The following is a 21,546-nucleotide window of genomic DNA, read 5'->3' on the forward strand; positions in this document are numbered from 1 at the left end:
CATTGCGAAGCCTCACTTCACCAGCGGGCAGCCGCCGTCCTTCAGCGGACGGAAGGCCTGGTCGGCGGGTACTTCCGCGAGCAGCTTGTAATAGTCCCACGGGCCCTTGGATTCCTCGGGCTTCTTCACCTGGAACAAGTACATGCTGTGCACCATGCGGCCGTCCTCGCGCAGCACGCCGTTGTCGGTGAAGGCGTCCTTCACCGGCAGCTCGCGCATCTTCGCCATCACCGTCTTGGTGTCCCTGGTGCCGGCGGCCTGCACGGCCTTGAGGTAGTGCAGCGTCGCGCTGTAGGTCGCGGCCTGGTTCATGGTCGGCATGCGCTTGACGCGCTCGATGAAGCGCTTGCCGAAGGCGCGGGTCTTGTCGTTGAGGTCCCAGTAATAGGCCTCGGTGATGATCAGCCCTTGTGCGAGCTTCAGCCCCAGGCTGTGCACGTCGGAGATGAACATCACGATCGCCGCCAGGTTCTGCCCGCCGGCGACGATGCCGAACTCGCCGGCCTGCTTGATCGCGTTGATGGTGTCGCCGCCGCCATTGGCAAGCCCAATGATCTTGGCCTTGGAGGCCTGGGCCTGGAGCAGGAATGACGAGAAATCAGCCGTGTTGAGCGGATGCTTGACGCTGCCGAGCACCTTGCCGCCCGCGGCCTTCACGACGTCGGAGGTGTCGCGCTCGACCGAATGGCCGAACACGTAGTCGGCGGTGAGGAAGAACCAGCTGTCGCCGCCGTTCTTGACGATGGCGCTGCCGACGGTGTGGGCGTTGGCGTAGGTGTCGTAAGTCCAGTGCGCCGTGTAGGGCGAGCAGGATTTTCCGGTGATGTCGGAGCTCGCCGCGTCCGTCACGATCATGATCTTCTCATTTTGCTTCGACAGCTCCATCACTGCGAGTGCGGTGGCCGAGGTCGGCAGGTCGATGATCATGTCGACGCCCTCGGTCTCCCACCATTTGCGGGCGATGGTGGAGGCGACGTCGGGCTTGTTGAGCACGTCGGCCGCGACCATGTCGATCGGCTTGCCGAACATCTGGCCGCCGAAATCCTCGATGGCCATCTTGGTGGCCTCGACATTCCCCTGGCCGCCGATGTCGGAATAGACCGAGGAGAAGTCGGAGAGCACGCCGATCTTGAGCGGCGCCTGCTGGGCGGAAGCGGGGATGGTCAGGGCAGCCGACAGCAAGCCGGCCGCAGACACGAGGGCTGCGATAGGTCTCATGGATACGTTTCCTCTTGTGCGGGACTATGCTGTCCCTTTGTCCGACAAAGTTAGAACGAGGTTCCCAAGGAGTCAATTTGCTGCAGATGCGGCATCAATGACGCAGTTTGACGCGCTTTCGGGTCGATCCTATAGTTTGTCCGACAATCACCATTGGAGCTGAATGTGCCCCTCGCGCCGCTGTTCCGTCCGATCGATGTCGCGCCGGCCTATCAGAAGGTCGCCGACGCCATCGAGCGCGAGATCGTCAATGGCCGTATCAAGCCGGGCGATCCCATCGGGACCGAGCACGATCTGGTCCGGCAGTTCGGCGTCAACCGCTCCACCATTCGCGAAGGCATTCGTGTGCTGGAGGAGGGCGGGCTGATCAGCCGCGATTCCTCGCGCCGGCTGCACGCCTGCCTGCCGCGCTACAGCAAGCTCGCAAGCCGCCTTAGCCGCGCGCTGGTGCTGCACGAGGTGACCTTCCGCGAGCTCTACGAGGCTTCGATGACGCTGGAGGTGGCGGGCATCGAGGGCGCGGTGGAACGCGCGACGGAGGAGAACCTCGCCGAACTCGATGATAATCTCTTGCGCAGTGAGGCCGTGGTCGGCGATCCCGCGGCACTTGCCGAGTGCGACGCCGAATTCCACGTGCTGGTCGCAAAGGCCTCGCAGAACCGCGTGCTCCAGCTCGCGCGCGAGCCGGCGGCACAGCTGTTCTATCCGACCACCGAGATGATCGTGACGGGCGTCGCCGAAGGCGGACCGCGCCTCGTCGCCGCGCACCGCCATCTCATCGATGCGATCCGCCGCCGGGACCGCGAGGCCGGCGTGCTGTGGACGCGCCGCCATTTGCAGGACTGGCAGCGTGGTTTCGAGAAGATCGCCTCGCTCGATCGCTCGGTCGAGCACATGTACATGGAGCACGCGCAGGCGGCCCGGCGCAGATAGCGCACGATCCGGACCCGAAGGGCCGCGCTAGCGCAAAGTGTGAAGCGGTTTTCCGAAAGATCATGCGCAAAAAGACAAGACGCAAGATTTCAAGCAACAAATCCAACAAACAAAGACATCACACGGAGGGACACATGACCGGCGACACCGCAGCCACCATCTCGAAAGCGCGCGAGCATTCCATCGGTGATCTCCTGCGCCGCTCTGCGGGCCGCGAGCCGAACAAGCTTGCGGTGAGCTGCGGCAATGTGAGCTGGACCTTCGCCGAGATGGACGCGATCTGCAACCGGCTCGGCCGCGGCCTGCTCGGGCTCGGCGCCAGGAAGGGCGACCGTCTCGCCGTGCTCTCGCGCAACTCGCATGCCTTCGCCGCGCTGCGTTTCGCACTGGCGCGGATCGGCGCGGTGCTGGTGCCGATCAACTTCATGCTCAATCCGGACGAGATCAATTTCATCCTGAAGAGCTCCGGTGCAAAGCTGCTCGCGACAGGTCCGGATTTCGTCGAGCCGGCGCGCGCCGCGTCAGCCAGGGATTGCGCGGTCGAGAAGATGATCTGGCTGCCGGGCGAGGACCCCGCCACGGCGCCCGCGGGCCTCACCACCTTCGACGATCTGCTTGATGCCGACAGCTCGTTCCTGGAGGCATCGGTCGATAGCCGCGATCTCGCGCAGATCGTCTACACCAGCGGCACGGAGTCCCTGCCCAAGGGCGCGATGCTGACCCATGAAGCCGTGATGTGGCAGTATGTCAGCTGCATCATCGACGGCAGCATGAGCGTGGAGGACAAATTCCTGCACGCGCTGCCGCTCTATCATTGCGCCCAGCTCGACGTCTTCCTGGGGCCGCAAGTGTATCTCGGCGCTTCCGGCGTGATCACGGGCAAGCCGACCGCCGACAACATTCTGGCGCTGATCCAGGCGCACAAGATCACCTCGTTCTTTGCGCCGCCGACGATCTGGATCGCGATGCTGCGCTCGCCGAATTTCGACAAGACCGACCTGTCGACGCTTCAGAAGGGCTACTACGGCGCCTCCATCATGCCGGTTGAGGTGCTTCTCGAATTGCAGCGTCGCCTGCCCAACGTAAAATTCTGGAATTTCTACGGCCAGACCGAGATCGCACCGCTCGCGACCGTGCTGCGGCCCGAAGACCAGCTGCGCAAGGCCGGCTCGGCCGGCAAGCCCGTGCTCAATGTCGAGACCCGCGTGGTCAACAATTCGATGGAGGATGTGAAAGTCGGTGAGGTCGGCGAGATCGTGCACCGCTCGCCGCATCTGCTCTCCGGCTATTACAACGATCCCGTGAAGACGGCGGCGGCATTCGCCGGCGGCTGGTTTCACTCGGGCGATCTCGCCACCGTCGACGAAGAGGGCCACATCACCGTGGTCGACCGCGTCAAGGACATGATCAAGACCGGCGGCGAGAATGTCGCGAGCCGCGAGGTCGAGGAGATGGTCTACCGCATCCCCGAGGTCTCCGAGGTCGCCGTCGTCGGCCTGCCCGATCCGCGCTGGATCGAGGCGGTCACCGCGATCGTCGTGGTCAAGGCCGGGGAGAAGCTGGACGAGGATGCCGTCATCAAGCACTGCGCCGGCCAGATGGCGCATTTCAAGGTGCCCAAGCGCGTGATCTTCGTCGATGCGCTGCCGAAAAACCCGAGCGGCAAGCTGCTCAAGCGCGAGCTGCGCCAGCGCTTCGTCGGCGGCGAGACGCTCGACAAGGCGGTCCAGAAGAGCTTTGGCACCTGAGGCGGAGCATTCGCCATGAAAGCCTGGCAGGTTGCGCGCGACTGGTCGATCGAGGGAATGGAGCTGGCCGATCTGCCCGAGCCCGCGCCTGGCCCGGGCCAGGTCGCGGTGCGGATTCGGGCGGCATCCCTGAACTACCGCGATCTGCTCACGGTGCAGGGTAGGGGCGGCGTTACCAGATTGCCGCTGATCCCGTTCTCGGACGGCGCGGGTGAGGTGATCGCCGTCGGCGAGGGCGTTAGCCGCGCTGCGGTCGGAGACCGTGTCTGTCCGATGTTCTTCCAGTCCTGGATCGACGGGAAGGTCTCGGCGACCAGCCGCCGCTACGCGCTCGGCGGCACGCGTCCGGGTGTGTTGCAGGAGGTCATGCTGCTCGACGCCGAGGGCGTCAGTCGCATCCCGTCGCACCTGTCTTTCCTGGAGGCGGCGACGTTGCCTTGCGCAGGCCTTACCGCCTGGCGCGCGCTGTTCGAGGAGGCAAAAGTGCAGCCCGGCGACACCGTGCTGGTGCAGGGCACCGGCGGCGTGTCGATCTTCGCTCTGCAATTCGCAAAGCTCGCAGGCGCAAGCGTAATCGTGACGTCGTCGAGCGACGAAAAGCTCGCGCGCGCCAAGGCGCTCGGCGCCGACCACACCATCAACTATCGTTCGGTGCCGGAATGGGGCAAGGCCGCATCGGAGTTGACCGGCGGCGGTGTCGATCACGTCGTCGAGGTCGGTGGCAAGGACACCTTTGCGCAATCGCTCGAAGCGGCGCGGGTCGGCGGCAACATTCTGGTGATCGGCGTGCTCACGGGCTTCTCGCAGCAGATCGCGATCCCGAGCCTGTTCTCCAAGAATTTGCACGTAATCGGCCTGTCCGTCGGCAGCCGTCGCATGTTCGAGGGAATGACGGCCGCGATCGGGCGAAACGGCATGAAGCCGGTCATCGACCGTGTATTCGATTTCGACGCCGTGCCAGATGCGCTGCGGCTGATGCAGCAGGGCGGCCATTTCGGCAAGATCGTGGTCGAATTCGCCTAATTCGCCTCGCCGGCCAGCTTCCTGACGTCGTCGGGCGTCCGTCCGAAGCGGCGGCGGAATGCGCGATGGAAGTAGGAGACGTCGTGAAATCCGGCGAGCTGCGCGATCTCGATGATCTTGCGCGTGCGCAGGTTCGGGTTTCGAAGCAGCCGTTCGGCGCGCAGCAGCCGCTGTTCCAGCACGAATCCGCTATAGGTGATGCCGGCCTGCTCGAACAGCAGCTGGATGGTGCGCGGGCTGACCCTATGCGCGGCCGAAAGGACGGTGAGCGACAGCGCGGGGCTGTCCAGCTGTGCGAGGATGTCGGATTTGAGCGTTTCGAGGCGCGCTGCCGCAAGCCCGCGCATGCGAGCTTCCTCGGCGACATCGCCGCGCGCTCCGATCATCAGCACGGCGAGGTCGAACAAATGCTGTGAGACGGCATCGAGCTCCGCGGGTGCGAGCTTGTCGGCATAGGTATGCGCAAGGTCGTAATACCGCAAATACATCGACGTGATCGGATTGGCGCCGGAGATCGACCGCGCGATCAAATCCTCGGCATTCGGGCACGCCCGCAGCAGCGCCTTGCGCGGCAGCAGCGCGGTCTGGAAATTGCCGTGCGCCGTCTGGGTGATGTAGGCGCCCCTGATCGAGGGGTCGCCGATCGTGACGTCGCCGGCGGCAATCTCCAGCGGGCGCTTCCCCATTGTGCCGCTCAAGGCCGAATTGGGCGACGTCGTAATCACCAGTTCATCGTTCGTCCCGAGCGAGACGAAAGATATCGGCGTGCCGAACGAGGCCGAGAGTCGGAGACGTGGAAGAATCGCCGGCGAAATGGTCCGGTGAACGCGTCCTTCCCCGATCGGAACGAAATCGACGTCCGCGACCTGGCGGCAAAACTGCTCGCGCCATCTTTCGTAGGCCGGGCCATTGGGGTCGCCGTCGAATGAGAGTTGAGGCTGGATCATCGATCGGGAAGCAGGCGTTTGTTGGCGATTTGCTGCAGGTTGTATCGTCAGGCTGGTGCGCTGCAACGACAAAAGCGCGGGATTGCGTGATAAGCCACTCGCGATGACGTGCTGAGACCGCGACCAGGTGCCGCAGCCGGTGTGCCCGGATCGCAACAGGCACCGCCATTGTCGTTGCCTTTCATTTCAGTCCATGCGCCCGTTCGTCCCTCTCCACGAACCAGGATCGCATCCCGCCTATCGTCGCCAGCAATGGTGGACGATTGGAAGGGAATGATTCGATGACCCGTCATGCGAGCGGTCTCCTGCCGGCTCTTCTGGCGCTTGGCCTTGGTGCGTTTTGCGCCACTGACGCAACCGCCGCCGACATGGCGCTGAAAGCGCCGCCTGCACCGCTGCCGGTGTTCAGCTGGACAGGCTTCTATGCCGGCGTCCATGCCGGTTACGGCACCGGCGACGGCAACTCGGCGAGTGTCGATCCCAGTGCGCTGCTGGCGCTGTTTCCCGGCGTGAACAATCTGACCTCGACCGCGTCGGCGCCGTTCACGCTCGGCGTCGGCCAGTCCGGCTGGCTGGGTGGATTGCAGGCAGGCTACAACTGGCAGACCGGCCACGTCGTCGCCGGTGTCGAAGCCGACGTGAGCGTCGCCGGGATTGGCGGGCGGGCGTCAGGTTCTTATGCGTTCCGCCCCGTTTTTCTGATCGGCGATTTCGACAATTACACCGGCACTGTGACCGTGACCCAGGACATCGATTATCTCGGCACGCTGCGCGGCCGCCTGGGCTACGCCAGCAATAACTGGCTGCTCTATGCGACCGGCGGTCTCGCCTGGGCACATGTCAAGGCAAGCCTCGACAGTGCTCATATCCGATTGACCAACAACTTCCCGATCCCCGGGCTTCCGGCGGCGTTGGATGGACATGCGAGTGCGAGCGGCTTCAATGTCGGCTATGCGGTCGGCGGCGGCGGAGAATGGTCGTTCGCGCCGCGCTGGTCGCTAAAGGCGGAATATCTGTATCTCAACCTTGGCCGCCAGCTTTCTTTGTCGATTCCCGCGACCAGCATGCCGGCCAGCGACATCGAGCTTCACACCTTCAGGGTCGGTCTGAACCGGCAATTCGCGCCGTGAGATCGGCGCCGGTGGAGCTCAATACTTCCTCACCGCCGCGCCGAACGCCATCCACAGCGCCATCGAGGCGAGTCCGAAGCCGCCGAGCAGCAGGAAGGTCGGGCCGTAGCCGATCCATTGTGCGATCCAGCCGCCGAGCGCGGGGCTCAGGCTCGCGCCGACGCCTTGCACGGTGATGACGGCCCCCTGGCCGAGATTGATGCGGCCGGTGCCGTCGAGCGAGCGCGCGACCATGCCTGGAACGGCGACGGTCTGAAGCCCCGTGCCGATGCCGTCGAGCACCTGCATCGGCACGACGCCCCACCATCCCGTGACGAAGAAGGCGAGCACGCCGCGGATGGGCAGGAACATGAAGGAGACCAGGATCACCGGCCAGTAGTTACGTTTGCTCGCCGCCTTCATCGCGATCAGCGACGTCACGATCATCACGCCCTGCGCGATCACGACGGTGGTCGCGACGAAGGTCGGGCCGTTGGCCTGGCCTTCGGCCACCGCTGCAAGTCCGTAGAGCGGCACGATCGCGGCGTTGCCGAGATGAAACAGCGCGAGCGCCAGCGCCAGCACGAGCAGCGCCCGGTGCCTGATCAATATGGTGAACGCGTCCGGCGCGCTGTCGGGATCATCCTCCTTGCAGCCGCGCGAGGCGCGATCGTCGATCGCCTTTGCGGGAATCATCAGCACGCAGGCGATCGCGATGGCGCCGAACACGGCCGCCAACACGAACACGGACACATAGCCGAACCTGTAGCCGAGATAGCCCGACAGCGCGGCGCCGACCATGTTGCCGGCGTGGTTGAAGGCCTGGTTGCGGCCGTTCAGCGCATTGAAACCCTTCTGCCTCGCGATGCCGAGGGTGATGCCCGTGACCGCCGGCACGATCGCGGCGCTCGCCAGCGATTGGGCGACCTGGGAGAACGTCACGGCCCAGAAATTCTGCGAGATGAGGATGATTGCGGACGCAAGCACCACGCAGATGCCGGGAATGACCACCCACAGCCGCTTGTTGCGGCTGGAATCGATGAAGCCGCCGATCGGCGTCGTGACCAGCATGCCCGCGACATTGCCGATTGTCATGGCGGTGCCGATCAATCCGCTCGCCCAACCGCGATCCTGGAGGAACACGCCGACGAACGGGCCGATGCCCGACTGCATGTCGGCCATGAAGAAGTTGACTGCGTAGAGGGGCCAGAGGCGGGGCGAGGAGGGGCGCGATGTCATCGAGACGCGTAAGACTGCCGATCGAAAGTGGTCTCCGAGCGGAGATGGCCGGCTCATTGTGCCGGGGCGGACCAGAAAGTAACCTGCGCTAACCTCCTTGGTTCCGACCGTGGTTGCAGTCGCAGGAGCGCGATGCCATTTCATGCCTGCGACAGTCTCATTTCTGGATCATGACTCATGCCCCTCTGGACCTGCGAAACCTGCGGCGCCCAATTCCCGGACAGTGGAAATCCGCCGGCGTCGTGTCCGATCTGTGAGGACGAACGGCAGTTCGTGAACTGGAAGGGCCAGACTTTCCTCACGCGGGATGCGCTCGCGGAAGGTCACCGCGTTGCCTGGCGCGATGATCTCGGCCTGACAGGCATGGCGCTCGAGCCGAGCTTTGCCATCGGCCAGCGCGCGCTGCTGGTGCCGCTGGGTGGCGGCTGCGCGATGTGGGACTGCGTGCCGCTGGCGACGCCGGAGGCGATCGCGCATGTGCGCTCGCTCGGCGGGCTGAAAGCCATCGCGATCTCGCATCCGCATTACTATGGCGCGCTCGCCGACTGGAGCGACGCGTTCGGCGGCATTCCGGTCTATCTGCACGCGGATGATCGGCAATGGGTGACGCGTCCGCATCCGTCAATCGTGCACTGGAGCGGCGATCATCATCGCATTTCCGATGATTTGCTGCTGCTCCGCACCGGCGGCCATTTCGCGGGTGCCACCATGCTGCACCATGCGCGCGGTGCGGATGGCAAGGGCGCGCTGCTCACCGGCGATATCGCGCAGGTGACCATGGACCGCCGCTTCGTCAGCTTCATGTACTCCTATCCGAACTACACACCGCTCAACGCTTCCGCCGTCCGGCGGATCGCGGCTGCGGTCGCGCCGCTCGCCTTTGACCGCATCTACGGCGCGTGGTGGGGACGCAACATCGCCGCGGGCGCCAAGACCGCGTTCGCGGCTTCGGTGGAGCGATACATCGCGGCCATCGCCTGAGCCGCCGCGCCGGCCGGAATCCGTGTTGCCGTGACCAAATAACTGTACTATAGGTACAGTTATTGAGCGCGGCGCAACGATGCGTTTGCCGGTTCGGCACGAACGATGCATCGTCGTTTCAGCGGCGCTTTTGCGGCCGCGTGAGCGGGAGTTGGATGCATGACGACACAGCGCGACTACGAGATCTTTGAGGCCGGTGACGTCACGCTTCAGTCCGGCGCCGTCTTCCCCGCGATGAAGCTCGCCTACAAGACCTACGGCACGCTGAGCGCGACGAAGGACAACGTCATCCTCTACCCGACCTCGTTCAGCGCGCAGCATTTCGACACCGAATGGCTGATCGGCCCAGATGGCGTGCTCGATCCCACGCGCTATTTCATCATCATCCCGAACCTGTTCGGCAATGGCCTGTCGTCCTCGCCCTCAAACTCCGGCGACGCGCCATTTCCGCAGCTCAGCTATCACGATGCCATCGCGGTCCAGCACAGGCTGCTCACCGAGCGCTTCGGCGTGACCAAGCTCGCGCTGGTTTATGGCTGGTCGATGGGCGGCATGCAGACCTATCACTGGGCGGCGCTGCATCCCGATATGGTCGCGCGCGCAGCCATCGTCTGCGGCAGCGCACGCTGCTCGCCCTATAATTACGTCTTCCTGGAAAGCGTGAAGGCCGCGCTATCGGGCGATCCCGCCTTCCGCGACGGCCGCTTCGTCGAGAAGCCTGTCGCGGGCTATCGTGCCATGGGGCGTGTCTATGCCGGTTGGGCGATGTCGCATGGCTTCTATCGCGACGAGCTCTGGCGCGAGGCGGGTTTTACCTCGCTCGAGGATTATCTCGTCCGCACCTGGGACACGACCTTCGCCAGGCGCGACGCCAACGATCTGCTGGCGCAGGCCGGCATCTGGCAGCGCGGCGACATCAGCGCTTGCGCGGCCTTCGGCGGTGATCTCGATCGCGCACTCGCCGCGATCAAGGCGCATATGCTGCTGATGCCGGGCGCGACCGACCGCTATTTCGACGTCCGCGACAACGAGGACGAGCTCGGCAAGCTGGTCAATGCAAAGTCGGCCGTGCTGCATCCGATCCCCTCGCTGCACGGCCATCGCGCCGGCAATCCCGTCAGCAATCCGCCCGACCAGGCCTTCCTCAAGGCCGAGATCGCCGCGCTTCTCAGCAAGTAATACAGGCCCGATCATGACTGACGCGACCGCTCCAGAGCCCGGCCATCGCCTGAAGCCGTTGACACCGGCCATGCTGCGCGAATTGTCGGTGCGCTCGAACCTCCGGGGCGCCGTGCAGAGTTTTGGCCATTACGGGATGATCGTATTGGTCGGCGCGCTGATCTGGACGGTCACGTCACGCTATGGCGTGCTCTGGGCGCTGCCGCTGATGGCGGCGCAAGGCTATCTCGTCGCCTTCCTGTTCATGGCGGTGCACGAGACCGCGCACAAGACGGCCTTCAAGAGCCGTGGCCTCAACCTCGCGGTCGGCTATCTCTCGGCCTTCATCATCGGATTGCCCTACGAATATTACTGCCTGTTCCACTGGGATCATCATCGCTACACCCAGGATCCCGACAAGGATCCGGAGCTGATCGTCGGCGTGAAGCCGGCCTCCGACACGCAGCTTGCGATCGCCTATAGCGGCCTGCTTCAGGTCGCCGGCCGTCTCCGGCTGATGCTCGGCCATGCCGTCACCGGCAAGGTCGTCGTGCCCTGGATCCCCGAAAACAGGCGCGCCACCATCGTGACCGAGGCGCGCGCCTATGTCGCGCTCTATGTGCTGCTGCTCGCGCCCTCGCTGGGGTTCGCCTCGGCGCTGCTGCTCTGGGTGTGGATCGTCCCGCTCGTGATCGGGCAGTTCTTCCTGCGGCCCTATCTCTATGCCGAGCACACCGGCTGCGACCGCACCCGCAGCGCTTTCGAGAACACCCGCACCACCTATACCGGCGCGGTCGTCAAATGGTTCGCGTGGAACATGCCCTACCATGTCGAGCACCACGCCTATCCCTCGATTCCCTTTCACGCGCTGCCGAGGCTGAACGGGATCGTCGACGGCGAGATCGTCCATCGCGGCCGCGGCTACGTCAGGACGACGCGCGAGACCTGGGCCTGGTTTCGCCGGAATCGGCAAGCCGGCTAGCTCAAGGATTGCTTAACCAAATACAAAGCCCCGGCCGCAGCGCGACCGGGGCTTCGTTTTGAAGGCGAGCGATCAGTAGATCCCGTAGGCGCAGACATTCACGACGCGGACGCGCATGCCGTGACGAGTGCGAACGAGGCGCTCCTGGTAGCAGTTGCTGACGCCGGTGTTGACATAGATGCCGCCGTAGCCCCAGCCCGGGCCCCAGCCATGACCCCAGTGGTGATGATGGAAGCCGCCGGCCGACGCCGCGGTGGGCGCGAGAGCGGCAGCGCCGAGCGAACCGGCGGCGATCAGACCAAGAGCAAGCTTACGAAACATTTTCATTCTCCAGTGTGGCGCTAGGGCCGTTGTTGTGTCCCTGCTTCTCGGTCGGGCCGAGATGCGATCGCGTTCACATGGTGCGAGGAGAATCGTGTTTCAGGATTGTTTCGTGGCCCGCGGCGAGATGCGCCGCCGTCAGGTTTTCCGCGCCGCTGCGCGATAACGCGCAGCCATCGCCCGGGTCATCTCCGCCATCTTCTCGCGGAGGTCGGCGGGCTCCAGCACTTCGGCTTCGGGCCCGAGGCGCAGCAATTCGGCCGCGGCATGCCACGACGTCTTGCCGGTCGGCACCCTGGCGGTGCGCCAGCCGTCCGCATCGATGGCCTCTTCAAGCTGCGTACGCGCCCTGACGTAAGGCTGGCTCAGCGCGTCGAGCAGCTTGACGCCGAACGGCGACAGCCGGACGACCGCGACATTGGGATGCATCTCGGCCTCGAGACGCAGCGTTGCGTCCCGCCAATAGGCCGCGAGATCGAACTCGGCGGGACGATCGAAGCGGTCGTCGAGCGCGGTGCAGTCGAGCACGCGCGCGACGCGATAGGTGCGCACGCTGCCGTCGACTTGCCCGGCGAGATACCAGCTGCCGCCTTTCAGCACGAGCCCGAGCGGTGCGACGCGGCGCTGCTTCTCCGAGCGCCAGCTCTGGTAGCGGATCTTGATCAGCGTCCCGCGCAAGGCCGCGCCGGCAATGATGCGCAGATGTTTTGGCTCTTCCGTCTCGCCGAACCAGCCGGGTGCGTCCAGGTGAAAGCGCTCCTGCATCCGCCCGGCGTCTTCGCGAAGGTTGGCAGGCAAGGCCGCCATCAGCTTGTTCTGCGCGGCGATCATCGCCGCGTCCAGCCCGAGCGCCGCGGCCGGTCCCGGCAGTCCCGCGAGGAACAGAGCTTCCGCCTCGTTCTGCGACAGCCCGTTCAAACGCACGCGATAACCGTCGAGCAGGCGATAGCCGCCCTCCGCGCCGCGATCGGCATAGACGGGCACGCCCGATGCCGCGAGCGCGTCGATGTCGCGATAGATCGTGCGCACCGACACCTCGCAGGCCTCCGCCAGCTCGGGCGCAGTGACCTGCCCCTTGGCCTGGAGGGTGGTGAGGATCGACATCATCCGGCTCGCGCGCATGATCCCTTAAACCATACCTGACACAGGATGTCAGGTATGGTCCGCTACAAACGCCATCGCCAGCCCGCCAGATGGAGACCACCATGACCGATCCGAACCGCATCACGCTGTATTATTCGCCGCAGACGCGCGCCACCGGCACCCGGGTGCTGATGGAGGAGCTTGGCGCGCCCTACGATCTCCATGTTCTCAACATGAAGGCCGGCGAGCAGCGCCAGGGCGCCTATCTCGCCATCAATCCGCTGGGCAAGGTGCCGGCGATCCGCTGCGGGGAAGCGCTCGTGACCGAGCAGGTCGCGATCACCATCTATCTCGCCGATCTGTTCCCGCAGGCCGGCCTCACGCCCGCGCTGAACGATCCGCTCCGCGGTCCCTATTTGCGCTGGATCACCTATTACGGGTCATCCTTCGAGCCGGCCCTGATCGACAAGTTCATGCAGCGCGAGCCGGCGCCGATCACGCAGTCGCCCTATGCCGATTACGACACCATGCTGGGCGCGCTCGAGGCGCAATTGTCGAGAGGGCCGTACCTGCTCGGCGAACGCATGACGGCCGCGGATGTGCTGTGGGGCGTCGCGTTCAGCTGGACCATGATGTTCGGCATCGTGCCGAAGAAAGACGTCTTCGTCCGCTATGCCGAACGCATGACCTTGCGGCCCGCGTTCCAGCGCATCAATGCGGCCGATGATGAGATGGCGGCGCAGCATGCCAAGGCGGCCGGTGGTTGAATGATCCGGGGTTGCGGATGACGAAGCCGATGCACACGACCAACTGCTTCAACACTTTCATCCGGGTTGCTGAAGACTGTCCTGCGCGGACTGGCGAGGAGCCGCCGCTCCGCGGGGGAAAGCCGACGGTGGCGTGCCTGCAATACGGGATGATCGCCAAGGCGCCCTACAAATACACGTCCGACGACGTGATCTTCGCCACGTCTGCGCCGGGACGCGAGCTCGATGTGAAGGCGACGAAGACGGAGAAGCATGCGGCCCGTGAAGCGTTCTTCTCCCGGGGGCAGGCGTGCATGAGGGCGTCGAGCCTGGGCAAGCGCTTCGGCTGGGGCGTTCATGCCGACAGTGAGGGCCGGATCGCGATCTACGCCGTCGACAGCAAACGCTACCAGGCGCTCGTCCGCGATTCCAAGCTCACGCAGGTGCGCGCGATGCGGTCGAAGCGGGCGTGATCAGAATTTTGGCGGTCGCTTCTCCGCAAACGCCTTGATGCCTTCCTTGATCTCGTCGCCGCGCATGCTGTCGCGGTGGCGTTGATCGGCGGCGGCTTCGTCCAGCTCGCCGCGGGCGAATTCGTTGATGGCGCGCTTCATCCCGCGCATTGCCTGCGGCGCGTTGCCGGCGAGGACGCCGGCGAGCTTTTCGACTTCCTCGTCCAGGAACTCCACCGGCACCATGGCGGTGAGATAGCCGATCCGCAGCATCTCCGGCGCGGTGATCTTCTGCGCGGTCAGGAACAGCTTCTTCGCATTGTCGAGGCCGAGCCGCGTCACGTAACGCTTGATGCCGCTTCTGTAATAGTGCAGCCCGAGCCGCGCCGCCGGCATGAACATCTCGGCGGTGTCGACGCCGATGCGGAAATCGCAAGCGAGCGCGAGGTCCGTCGAGCCGCCATAGACGCCGCCATTGAGCCGGCAGATCGTCGGCACGCCGAGATCCTCCAGCCGGTTGACGACGACCTCGAACGCCGAGCCCGCGCTCTGCTGCTCGTTGGCGCTGACCGCGCGCTCGGCGACCGAGTTGAGGTCGTAGCCCGCCGAAAAGGCCCGCCCCGTGCCGGTCAGCACCAGCACGCGGATATCAGGATCGGCCTCGATCCGGTCGAACAGCTTGACCAGCTCGCCGAGATCCTCGGCCTGCAGCCGGTTGAGATGCTTTGGCCTGTTGAGGCGGATGGTGGCGCGTGCGCCATTGATTTCGAGCACGGGGCTGGATGCCGCGTCGGCTGTGTCCGACATTCTTGTCTCCATTTACTTGTTTTCGAGCGTGCGGCGCCTGGCTTCCGCATCGATGGTCTCGGCGAGATCCGGATGCCGCGCCATCAGCACGCGGAAGTCGACGAGGTCGAGCACCAGCAGCCGCGACACCTTTGTGGTCGAGACATTGGCGCCGCGCAAATTGTTGCCGAGCAGCGCCATCTCGCCGAAGAATGCGCCCTCGCCAAGCTGCACCTTCTTGCCGGGCAGGTCGACCTCGACCTCGCCGGCGGCGATGAAATACATGCAGTCGCCCTGCGCCCCCTTGCGGATGATCATGGTGCGCGCCGGCAGCTCCATGGTGCGCAGCATGTGGGTGACGTCGGCGATGGCCGCGGGCCCGAGCGCTGCGAAGAACGGCACCTTGCTGACGGATTCCCAGGTCTTGAGGAAATTGTCGCGCCGCGTCTCCGCCGCGAAGCCGGTCGCCAAAATACCGGTCCACAGGCCGAAAACGCCGAGGCCGGAGATCATCACCAGGGCCGCTACCATGCGGCCGAGCGGCGTCACCGGCACGACGTCGCCGTAGCCCGTCGTCGTCAGCGTGACGACGGCCCACCACAGCGCGGACGGTACGCTGCCGAAGGTCTGGGGCTGCACCTCCCGCTCGAGGAAATATTCGGCGACCGAGGCCAGGAAGACCACCATCAGGAAGATCACGAGCACGCTCACCAGCGGCCCCGATTCCAGCACCAGCACGCGGCGGAGCTGCCGCAGGCCCGGAATGCCCGGCACCACCTTCAGTACCCAGAGCACGCTGAGCAGCCACGCCGTCTTCGGCTCGACGCCGAGCATCAGCGCGACCGGCACGGCGACTGCTCCGATCGCATCGACCAGCCCGGCGGAGGAGGACATGTAGAGCGAAAGGCGCCCATGCCGTGCCATGTGGCGCAGCCGGACCACCCACTCGAACACGAAATAGACGAGGCAGGCCCACAGCAGGGCATCGACCCAGCGGTAGGCTGTTTCATAAGCCGGCTTGACCGTCAGCAGCACCATGCCGAGCACGCCGGCGCCGACTGCCAGGTAGGCCGCCTTGGTCATGTTGCGGCCGGCCGTGGCGGCCACGAACTGGGCCAGAGCGGGGATCAGCGGCTTGGACATGCGGGAAGGCGGCTCGGTTTTGTCTTTTGCGGTCCCGGCTGGAACCTCGGTGCCAAAGTGCATGCCCGGGCCAAGGCCGTCAACGACGGGCGCGGGCCGCCTGCAACGTCGTGGAACAGGGGGTACGGAGGCTTGGCGCAGCAGCTGGACCCGCGGGCCGTTACCTGAAATGCGGCGGCTCGTCGTAGCCGCGACGGCTGCTGAAGAACAGCAGCACCATCAAGCCAACGCCGACAATAACGGAAAATCCGGCCCCCAGCGCCAGCGCCACATAACCTTCCGTCGGGATCGGCTCGCCCTCGACCGCCATTGCCGAATAGGCGAAATAGCCAACCGCCACCAGCATTCCCAGAAGGATCATGATGAGGAGCGCACGCATGGAGCGTTCTCCGGTTGCATCCGGAGCAAACGGTTGTGGACCGGGACGGTTCCCGAATCAGGCGCGGTGATTTCCGGGAAATGTTGGCAAAGCGCCGCTGCAAGACCGCCAAATCGATAGGTCAGGCACTCTGAGCTGTCTTCACCACCACGATATTGCTCTCGTCCTGCTGGGGAGGGGCCGTATCCTGGGCGACCTTGTCGGCCTCGCTGGCATGGCGCTTGAGGTAGTCGCGGCGCATGCCGATCTCATCGCGGACGAACTCGTAGCCGAGCTTGAAGGTGTCGAGCCCGTCGGTACTGATCGTGCCGTCTCGAAGGCCGATGACGGCGCCGCGCAATATGCCCTCCAGCTCGTCCTGGAGACATTCGAGCTGATCCAGCGAATGCGCGTGCTCGATGCGCTCGCCGATGTCGAGGATGGCGGTGGAGAGCTCGCTGGCCTTCTCCGGCGCGATCCGCGTGATCTTGGCGTAGATCGCGGCGAAGATCGAGCCGATGACGCTGAGCGCGGCGGCGCCCAGATACATCAGGTCGCTGTATTTATCCATGAACGACTTGGTGTCGTCGTTGATGTAGTCGGCCGCCCCCTGATGCGCCATCACATAGGCGTCCTTCTCGACGGAGGCCGGCTCGATCCTGCTGGCGAAGCCGTTGTCGAGCCCGAGCGCGGATTTGTTCTCGTAGACGATGCGTGCGAGCTCGCCCGCCGTGCTCGCCGACATCCTGGATTGCGTGACCAGAAGCCATTCGAGCCCGATCGTGTCGAGGTCGTCGTCGGGAATTTCCGGCGATGCAGACAGCGTGCCCGCAGTCAGCGTCTCGCTGGAAATGCCGGGAATCCTGCGCGCCAGCGCCTTGGCCTCGTCGATCGCGTTGAGCGTGAAGCCGCCGCGCCTGGCGGCTTGCTCATAGGCCTTGTCCCGCACCGCCCTCGAGGCATGGACAATGGCGATCACTGCGCCAAAGCCGTTTGCCGGCGCAAACAGCTTGTCGAGTGTCATGCCTTGCGGCGCCATCTGGACCATCTTCGCGGCATCGGAGCCATCGGGGATGTCGAGAATGCTGCGCACGAAGGCGAGCGAGGAGTCGTTCGCGGCGACGACCGCGACCTTCTTCTTCTTCAGTTCGGCGAGCGACTTGATCTTCTTGCTGCCGGGGCCGAGCAGGAGCACCAGATCGTGCTCGAGGATCGCGAGCGTGCGCGCCCGCAGCGGCACCTTGGCGTCGGTGCGCAACACGGCGAGATCGGCCTGCTTGCGGTCGAACTGGGCGAGCGCCTTGGCGTTATCAGGATTGTTGACGATCTTGATCCGAAAGCGCGAGGCGTTGTTCTTCAGCACGGTGGCGAGCTTGGCCGCGAACAGCGCCTCGTCGGTGTTGGGGGCGCCGACGGCAAAGGTCAGCGTCTCCGAATTGTGCAGCATGGCGCGGCCGCCCCAGACGGTGGCGAGCGACAGGAGCAAGGTCAGCACGACGTAGAGAAAGACCTGTTGCTGATTGGTCTTGATCACCTTGGGGCGCCGCGGCGGCGGCTCAGATGGTGACGAGGTCGGGCCTTCGGTACTCATGGCGGCACTCTGGCCTTGCTGCTTTGGTGGCGGGCGGCTCGCGAATGTGATCGCGGTGGGCGGCCTGCAATTCCTAAACGTCTGAAAAAAGAACGATATTTTCTGCCTGCAATGATACCGTGCCGAGATCGGAATGCAAATTTCGAGCCGCAGGTAACCTTACTCGATCCCGCCGCGGCGATTGGTCATCCTATCACCAGTTAGCCACAGTTGGCGATTTTCCGGTTCCCCCCGGCTGCATTCCGTCGCGGGAGATGTCATAAATCACACGTCCCGGCGATTTGACCGGTCCAAGAAGAAGCTGCGCTGAACGCTCCGGTTTTTCTTGTCACGTCAATGAGGGCGTCAGCTTTGTCGTTTCCACCCATGTCATCGGCGGTTCCGGTCGAAGCGCTCATTGGCTGGATGCTGCTGCTCACCTTCAAGCACATCATCGCCGATTTCGTCCTTCAGACCGCCTGGATGGCGCAAGGCAAGGACCAGAAGCACGGCTGGGCCTTGCCGCTTCTGGTGCATTGCCTGATTCACCTCGCGGTTGCGCTGCCGCTGATCCTGATCGTGGCGCCGCGATTCTGGTTCGTCGCGTTCATCGACTTCGTGATCCACATCACGATCGACCGCGCGAAGGGGATGGTCTCCGCCAATTTCGGGGTCGACCTCGCGCATCCCTGGTTCTGGACCCTGATCGGCGTCGACCAGGCGCTGCACCATCTGACCGGCTTCGGCCTCTCCATCTTCATGGCGGCGAACTGAGGCCGGCGGCCTTTCGGCCTCCGGGTCGAGGCAATCGCTATCGGCACGAAAGGTCGTCATGCCCGGGCTTGTCCCGGGCATCCACGTTCTTCGCGCCATGCGGCCAGACGTGGATGGCCGGGACAAGCCCGGCCATGACGCTGTGGCGGCGGTTGCACGCCCCACCGGCGCCCTCCGATTCGCCGCGAGGGCGCAAGCACCCCGGGTGACTACCGGGCGGCGTGGTTAACCTTTCGTTAGAGAATTGCGCTGCATCTTCCGGACACGAGGGAGAACTGCAATGTTTTCAAGCCGCGACACCTATGAAAGCGATTTCTGCCCGGTCCGCGACGAGCTCCTTGGCGAGATGTATCGCGCCAGCGAGAGTGGCCTGCCGAGGCTGGTTGAGAGTGTTTCCCCTGACGCCCGCGCCAGGCTGGCGCTGTTTTGCTATCGCCGCAGCCATCTGCATTCGCTGGCCGTCGCGATCGCAGCCAGCTGTCACGAGCGTGACCTGATCGAGAACGGTGGCCGCGTCGGCTCGACGCTCTACGCGCTGTCGCGCGAAGCCGCCGTCAAATCGTCGCCGTCACTGTCGGGGGGCCGCAAGCCGATCACGCTGTCGACCAAGCCGCTCTCGGTGCTTGCACCGCTCGAGGACGAGTTCGACGACGAGATCAGCGAAGCCGTTCCCGCTTAAGCGTGGTCTATCGGCGCATGATCTCCGCGCAAACGCGTCCCGCGTTTGTCGCGAGGGAAAACCGCGACACAGTTTTCTGGATCATGCGTTAGCGATCACCGGCAGCCCGAACTTCCGCCGCGCCATGGCGCATTCGGCATCGCCCGGCATGCAGGTGCGGCACACCTCCGGCCGCACCGCATAGATGCCGCACGCGGTCGCCTTGCCGATTTCCCCCTGCAACGCCGAACAGCGATCCCTCTCGCAGCGCATGCCGGATTGACGCGCGTTGACGAGCGCTTCCGGGATCGCCGCAAGCTCCTCGTCGCTCTCGATCGAGAAGCGTGGCCAGTTCTCCGAATAGCCGCAGCAGGCGCCGCAGCTCTGGCAGCAGGTCGAGAGATCGATTTCTTCCATCGCGCTCACGTGTCCATTTCACGTATCTTTGGGCGGGCCCCAGACCAGGCTCTGCCGCCACCTCGCGCGCAGCACGTCGCGCCGCTCCGGATATCTTTCGTCGAGATAGTTCGCATCCACCACGCGGTCGGTGCGGAAACTGCGGAAGTCGCCGCGCAGCTCGCACCAGGCGGCGAGCAGGCGTACAGCTTCGAGATAGCCGACCGAGATCGGCCAGATCATGCGCTCGCTGGGGCGGCCCTGCTCGTCGCGATAGCGCAGCATGATCTTCTTGCCTTCGTGGATCTGGGTGCGCGTGCGCACCATGTCCAGGCGGTCCGGCTCCCTGTTCCAGCTCGGCCGCGCGCGGCTCGCGGGCTCCAGCACGAAGGGACGCAGGCGCTCGGGCACGGTGTCGGCGATCTTGGCCATCAAATCTTCGGCCGCGCGCGCCAGCGCTGAGTCGGCATGGCCCGCGACCCATTGCGCGCCGAGCACCGCCGCTTCGATCTCGTCGGGCGTCAGCATCAAAGGCGGCAGGTCAAATCCCTTTTCCAGGATGTAGCCCATGCCGGCCTCGCCGCGGATCGGCACGCGCTGGCCGATCAAGGTGGCGATGTCGCGATAGATCGTGCGCTTCGAGGTTTCGAGCTCGGCCGCGATGGCGTCCGCCGTCAGCGGCTTACGCGTGCGCCTCAGCACCTGGATGATCTGAAACAGCCGGTCGGCGCGTCTCATGACAATTCTCTTATCGATGGTCTTTTCAGAAGGCGGTGCGCGGCTGCTGACAGGATGTTGGCAGCAGGGGGGTTCTATACCGGGACAACACATCGACTGAAGAGGATTTGTCCATGATCATTCCAACCCATTTCGGCCCGGCCGCTCCGTTGTGGCGCGCCCAGATGTGGCAGGCGAGGGCGTTCAGCCGCCTCGTTTCGCTCGATCTCATGGCCGTCGACCTCCGATTTGCATTCGCAAGCGTGGTGACACGCTCGCTGGTCCAGGCCGCGGACGCGCTGGTCCGCCATGTGATGGGCCGCGCCTGGCGGGGGGCCCGTTTCGCAGAAGATATCACGGCTGCTGCCACCATGGTGGCAGCAGCCCGGCACTAGGTTCCGTCAACTCTTTCGGTCGTTCAGGAGAGCTCAGATGATCACGCTTTACGGCTTCGGCACCGGCTTCGGCCTGCCGGAAATCAGCCCCTTCGTCACCAAGACGGAGGTGCAGCTCAAGATGGCGGGACTGCCCTACCGGAAGGAGCGCGCGATGCCGCCGGCCTCGCCCAAGGGGCAGCTGCCGTTCATCGACGATGGCGGCGAGGCGGTGGCCGATTCCACCTTCATCCGCGCCCATATCGAGCGCCGCTATGGCTTCGATTTCGACGCCGGGCTGTCGCTGGCCGAGCGTGCGCAGGCCTGGGCGTTCGAGCGCATGGTCGAGCATCATGTCTATTGGGCGCTGGTCGGGGCGCGCTGGGTCGATCCGGTCAACTTCGCCAAGGGGCCAGCGCATTTCTTCGACGGCGCGCCGGAGCACAATCGCGAAAAGTTGCGCGAGGATGCGCAATTCCGTGTCGCTGAGAACTATCTGCTGTCCGGCCTCGGCCGCCACGCGCCCGATGACGACGTCGATCTCGCGGTGCGTTCGCTGTTCGCGCTCTCGGTGCAGCTCGGCGACAAATCCTATCTGATGGGCAACAAGCCCTGCGGCGTCGATGCCACCGCCTTCGGCGCGCTCGCCGGGATCCTGACGCCGTTCTTCGAATCGTCCTTGCGCCAGCGTGCCGAGGGATTTCCGAACCTCACCGCCTATGTCGACCGCATGATGGACCATTACTACCCGGAGTTCTCCTGGACCCCGCTGCGGCAGGCGGCCTGAGGCACGAGCTCGGATCGCAAAGCAAAAGAGCCGGCCCGATGGG

General features: G+C 64.8%; 24 protein-coding genes. 13 read left to right on the forward strand and 11 right to left on the reverse strand.

The genetic code is table 11. The annotated features are described in order from the left end of the window. Positions 1 to 12 precede the first annotated feature (12 nt). The gene (locus NLM25_RS05255) at positions 13 to 1,218 is read right to left on the reverse strand and encodes an ABC transporter substrate-binding protein (RefSeq protein ID WP_254136303.1); all 1,206 of its coding nucleotides are present in this window, start codon (positions 1,216 to 1,218) and stop codon (positions 13 to 15) included. A gap of 165 nt (positions 1,219 to 1,383) precedes the next feature. Between NLM25_RS05255 and NLM25_RS05260 the strand changes: the two genes are divergently transcribed. From NLM25_RS05260 to NLM25_RS05270, 3 genes are all read left to right on the forward strand, one after another. Further along, positions 1,384 to 2,151, forward strand: a complete 768-nt coding sequence (locus tag NLM25_RS05260; protein WP_254136304.1) for a FadR/GntR family transcriptional regulator — start codon at positions 1,384 to 1,386, stop codon at positions 2,149 to 2,151. 134 nt (positions 2,152 to 2,285) lie between these two features. Next, positions 2,286 to 3,899 (forward strand): acyl-CoA synthetase, encoded by a 1,614-nt coding sequence (locus NLM25_RS05265; RefSeq protein WP_254136305.1) that lies wholly within the window; start codon positions 2,286 to 2,288, stop codon positions 3,897 to 3,899. Positions 3,900 to 3,914: 15 nt separating this feature from the next. After that, entirely contained in the window at positions 3,915 to 4,922 is a 1,008-nt protein-coding gene (locus NLM25_RS05270; protein WP_254136306.1) for an NAD(P)-dependent alcohol dehydrogenase, read from the forward strand. Here NLM25_RS05270 and NLM25_RS05275 read toward each other — a convergent pair. Next, positions 4,919 to 5,608 carry a helix-turn-helix domain-containing protein gene (locus tag NLM25_RS05275; protein ID WP_254136307.1) on the reverse strand — a complete coding sequence of 230 codons (690 nt, stop codon included), beginning with the start codon at positions 5,606 to 5,608 and terminating at the stop codon, positions 4,919 to 4,921. The genes NLM25_RS05270 and NLM25_RS05275 overlap by 4 nt on opposite strands. 542 nt (positions 5,609 to 6,150) lie before the next feature. Here NLM25_RS05275 and NLM25_RS05280 point away from each other — a divergent pair. Next, positions 6,151 to 6,999 carry an outer membrane protein gene (locus NLM25_RS05280; protein WP_254136308.1) on the forward strand — a complete coding sequence of 283 codons (849 nt, stop codon included), beginning with the start codon at positions 6,151 to 6,153 and terminating at the stop codon, positions 6,997 to 6,999. Positions 7,000 to 7,017: 18 nt separating this feature from the next. On the opposite strand, the gene NLM25_RS05285 is transcribed toward NLM25_RS05280, so the two are convergent. After that, positions 7,018 to 8,217, reverse strand: coding sequence for an MFS transporter (locus NLM25_RS05285; RefSeq protein WP_254136309.1), 1,200 nt, complete (start codon positions 8,215 to 8,217; stop codon positions 7,018 to 7,020). Positions 8,218 to 8,394: 177 nt separating this feature from the next. On the opposite strand from NLM25_RS05285, the gene NLM25_RS05290 reads away from it, so the two are divergent. From NLM25_RS05290 to NLM25_RS05300, 3 genes are all read left to right on the forward strand, one after another. Next, the gene (locus tag NLM25_RS05290; protein ID WP_254136310.1) at positions 8,395 to 9,198 is read left to right on the forward strand and encodes an MBL fold metallo-hydrolase; all 804 of its coding nucleotides are present in this window, start codon (positions 8,395 to 8,397) and stop codon (positions 9,196 to 9,198) included. 159 nt (positions 9,199 to 9,357) lie between these two features. Next, on the forward strand, positions 9,358 to 10,377 hold the full coding sequence (locus NLM25_RS05295; RefSeq protein WP_254136311.1) for an alpha/beta fold hydrolase: 1,020 nt from the start codon (positions 9,358 to 9,360) through the stop codon (positions 10,375 to 10,377). 13 nt (positions 10,378 to 10,390) lie between these two features. Then, complete coding sequence (locus NLM25_RS05300) at positions 10,391 to 11,338, forward strand: fatty acid desaturase (RefSeq protein ID WP_254136312.1); 948 nt, start codon at positions 10,391 to 10,393, stop codon at positions 11,336 to 11,338. Between the two features lie 72 nt (positions 11,339 to 11,410). On the opposite strand, the gene NLM25_RS05305 is transcribed toward NLM25_RS05300, so the two are convergent. Both NLM25_RS05305 and NLM25_RS05310 read right to left on the reverse strand, forming a co-directional pair. Next, entirely contained in the window at positions 11,411 to 11,659 is a 249-nt protein-coding gene (locus tag NLM25_RS05305; protein WP_254115894.1) for a hypothetical protein, read from the reverse strand. A gap of 138 nt (positions 11,660 to 11,797) precedes the next feature. Next, positions 11,798 to 12,781: a YafY family protein gene (locus NLM25_RS05310; protein WP_254136313.1), complete on the reverse strand. Its 984-nt coding sequence runs from the start codon at positions 12,779 to 12,781 to the stop codon at positions 11,798 to 11,800. Between the two features lie 83 nt (positions 12,782 to 12,864). Here NLM25_RS05310 and NLM25_RS05315 point away from each other — a divergent pair, with 83 nt between their 5' ends. Together NLM25_RS05315 and NLM25_RS05320 are read left to right on the forward strand one after the other, a co-directional pair. Next, positions 12,865 to 13,509 carry a glutathione S-transferase family protein gene (locus NLM25_RS05315; RefSeq protein ID WP_254136314.1) on the forward strand — a complete coding sequence of 215 codons (645 nt, stop codon included), beginning with the start codon at positions 12,865 to 12,867 and terminating at the stop codon, positions 13,507 to 13,509. 17 nt (positions 13,510 to 13,526) lie between these two features. Beyond that, a complete protein-coding gene (locus NLM25_RS05320) occupies positions 13,527 to 13,961 on the forward strand; it encodes a DUF6157 family protein (protein WP_254136315.1) in 435 nt (144 codons plus the stop codon). Here NLM25_RS05320 and NLM25_RS05325 read toward each other — a convergent pair whose 3' ends face one another. From NLM25_RS05325 to NLM25_RS05340, 4 genes are all read right to left on the reverse strand, one after another. Further along, positions 13,962 to 14,747 carry an enoyl-CoA hydratase/isomerase family protein gene (locus NLM25_RS05325; protein WP_254136316.1) on the reverse strand — a complete coding sequence of 262 codons (786 nt, stop codon included), beginning with the start codon at positions 14,745 to 14,747 and terminating at the stop codon, positions 13,962 to 13,964. 12 nt (positions 14,748 to 14,759) lie between these two features. Then, entirely contained in the window at positions 14,760 to 15,869 is a 1,110-nt protein-coding gene (locus NLM25_RS05330) for a cyclic nucleotide-gated ion channel (protein ID WP_254136317.1), read from the reverse strand. Between the two features lie 160 nt (positions 15,870 to 16,029). After that, positions 16,030 to 16,248 carry a hypothetical protein gene (locus NLM25_RS05335; protein ID WP_254115900.1) on the reverse strand — a complete coding sequence of 73 codons (219 nt, stop codon included), beginning with the start codon at positions 16,246 to 16,248 and terminating at the stop codon, positions 16,030 to 16,032. A gap of 121 nt (positions 16,249 to 16,369) precedes the next feature. After that, a complete protein-coding gene (locus NLM25_RS05340) occupies positions 16,370 to 17,818 on the reverse strand; it encodes a TAXI family TRAP transporter solute-binding subunit (RefSeq protein ID WP_254136318.1) in 1,449 nt (482 codons plus the stop codon). Positions 17,819 to 18,223: 405 nt separating this feature from the next. Here NLM25_RS05340 and NLM25_RS05345 point away from each other — a divergent pair, with 405 nt between their 5' ends. Next, positions 18,224 to 18,571, forward strand: a complete 348-nt coding sequence (locus NLM25_RS05345) for a DUF3307 domain-containing protein (protein WP_254124147.1) — start codon at positions 18,224 to 18,226, stop codon at positions 18,569 to 18,571. Between the two features lie 280 nt (positions 18,572 to 18,851). Next, positions 18,852 to 19,250 (forward strand): hypothetical protein, encoded by a 399-nt coding sequence (locus NLM25_RS05350; RefSeq protein WP_254115902.1) that lies wholly within the window; start codon positions 18,852 to 18,854, stop codon positions 19,248 to 19,250. An 81-nt stretch (positions 19,251 to 19,331) separates the two neighbouring features. Here NLM25_RS05350 and NLM25_RS05355 read toward each other — a convergent pair whose 3' ends face one another. Continuing rightward, on the reverse strand, positions 19,332 to 19,646 hold the full coding sequence (locus tag NLM25_RS05355) for a YkgJ family cysteine cluster protein (protein ID WP_254136319.1): 315 nt from the start codon (positions 19,644 to 19,646) through the stop codon (positions 19,332 to 19,334). 18 nt (positions 19,647 to 19,664) lie between these two features. Next, the gene (locus NLM25_RS05360; protein WP_254136320.1) at positions 19,665 to 20,363 is read right to left on the reverse strand and encodes a YafY family protein; all 699 of its coding nucleotides are present in this window, start codon (positions 20,361 to 20,363) and stop codon (positions 19,665 to 19,667) included. A gap of 113 nt (positions 20,364 to 20,476) precedes the next feature. On the opposite strand from NLM25_RS05360, the gene NLM25_RS05365 reads away from it, so the two are divergent. Next, entirely contained in the window at positions 20,477 to 20,737 is a 261-nt protein-coding gene (locus tag NLM25_RS05365; RefSeq protein ID WP_254115905.1) for a hypothetical protein, read from the forward strand. Positions 20,738 to 20,774: 37 nt separating this feature from the next. Then, the gene (locus tag NLM25_RS05370; protein ID WP_254136321.1) at positions 20,775 to 21,503 is read left to right on the forward strand and encodes a glutathione S-transferase family protein; all 729 of its coding nucleotides are present in this window, start codon (positions 20,775 to 20,777) and stop codon (positions 21,501 to 21,503) included. Positions 21,504 to 21,546: the final 43 nt, after the last annotated feature.

The sequence above is a fragment of the Bradyrhizobium sp. CCGB01 genome, assembly GCF_024199795.1.
Lineage (GTDB): Bacteria > Pseudomonadota > Alphaproteobacteria > Rhizobiales > Xanthobacteraceae > Bradyrhizobium.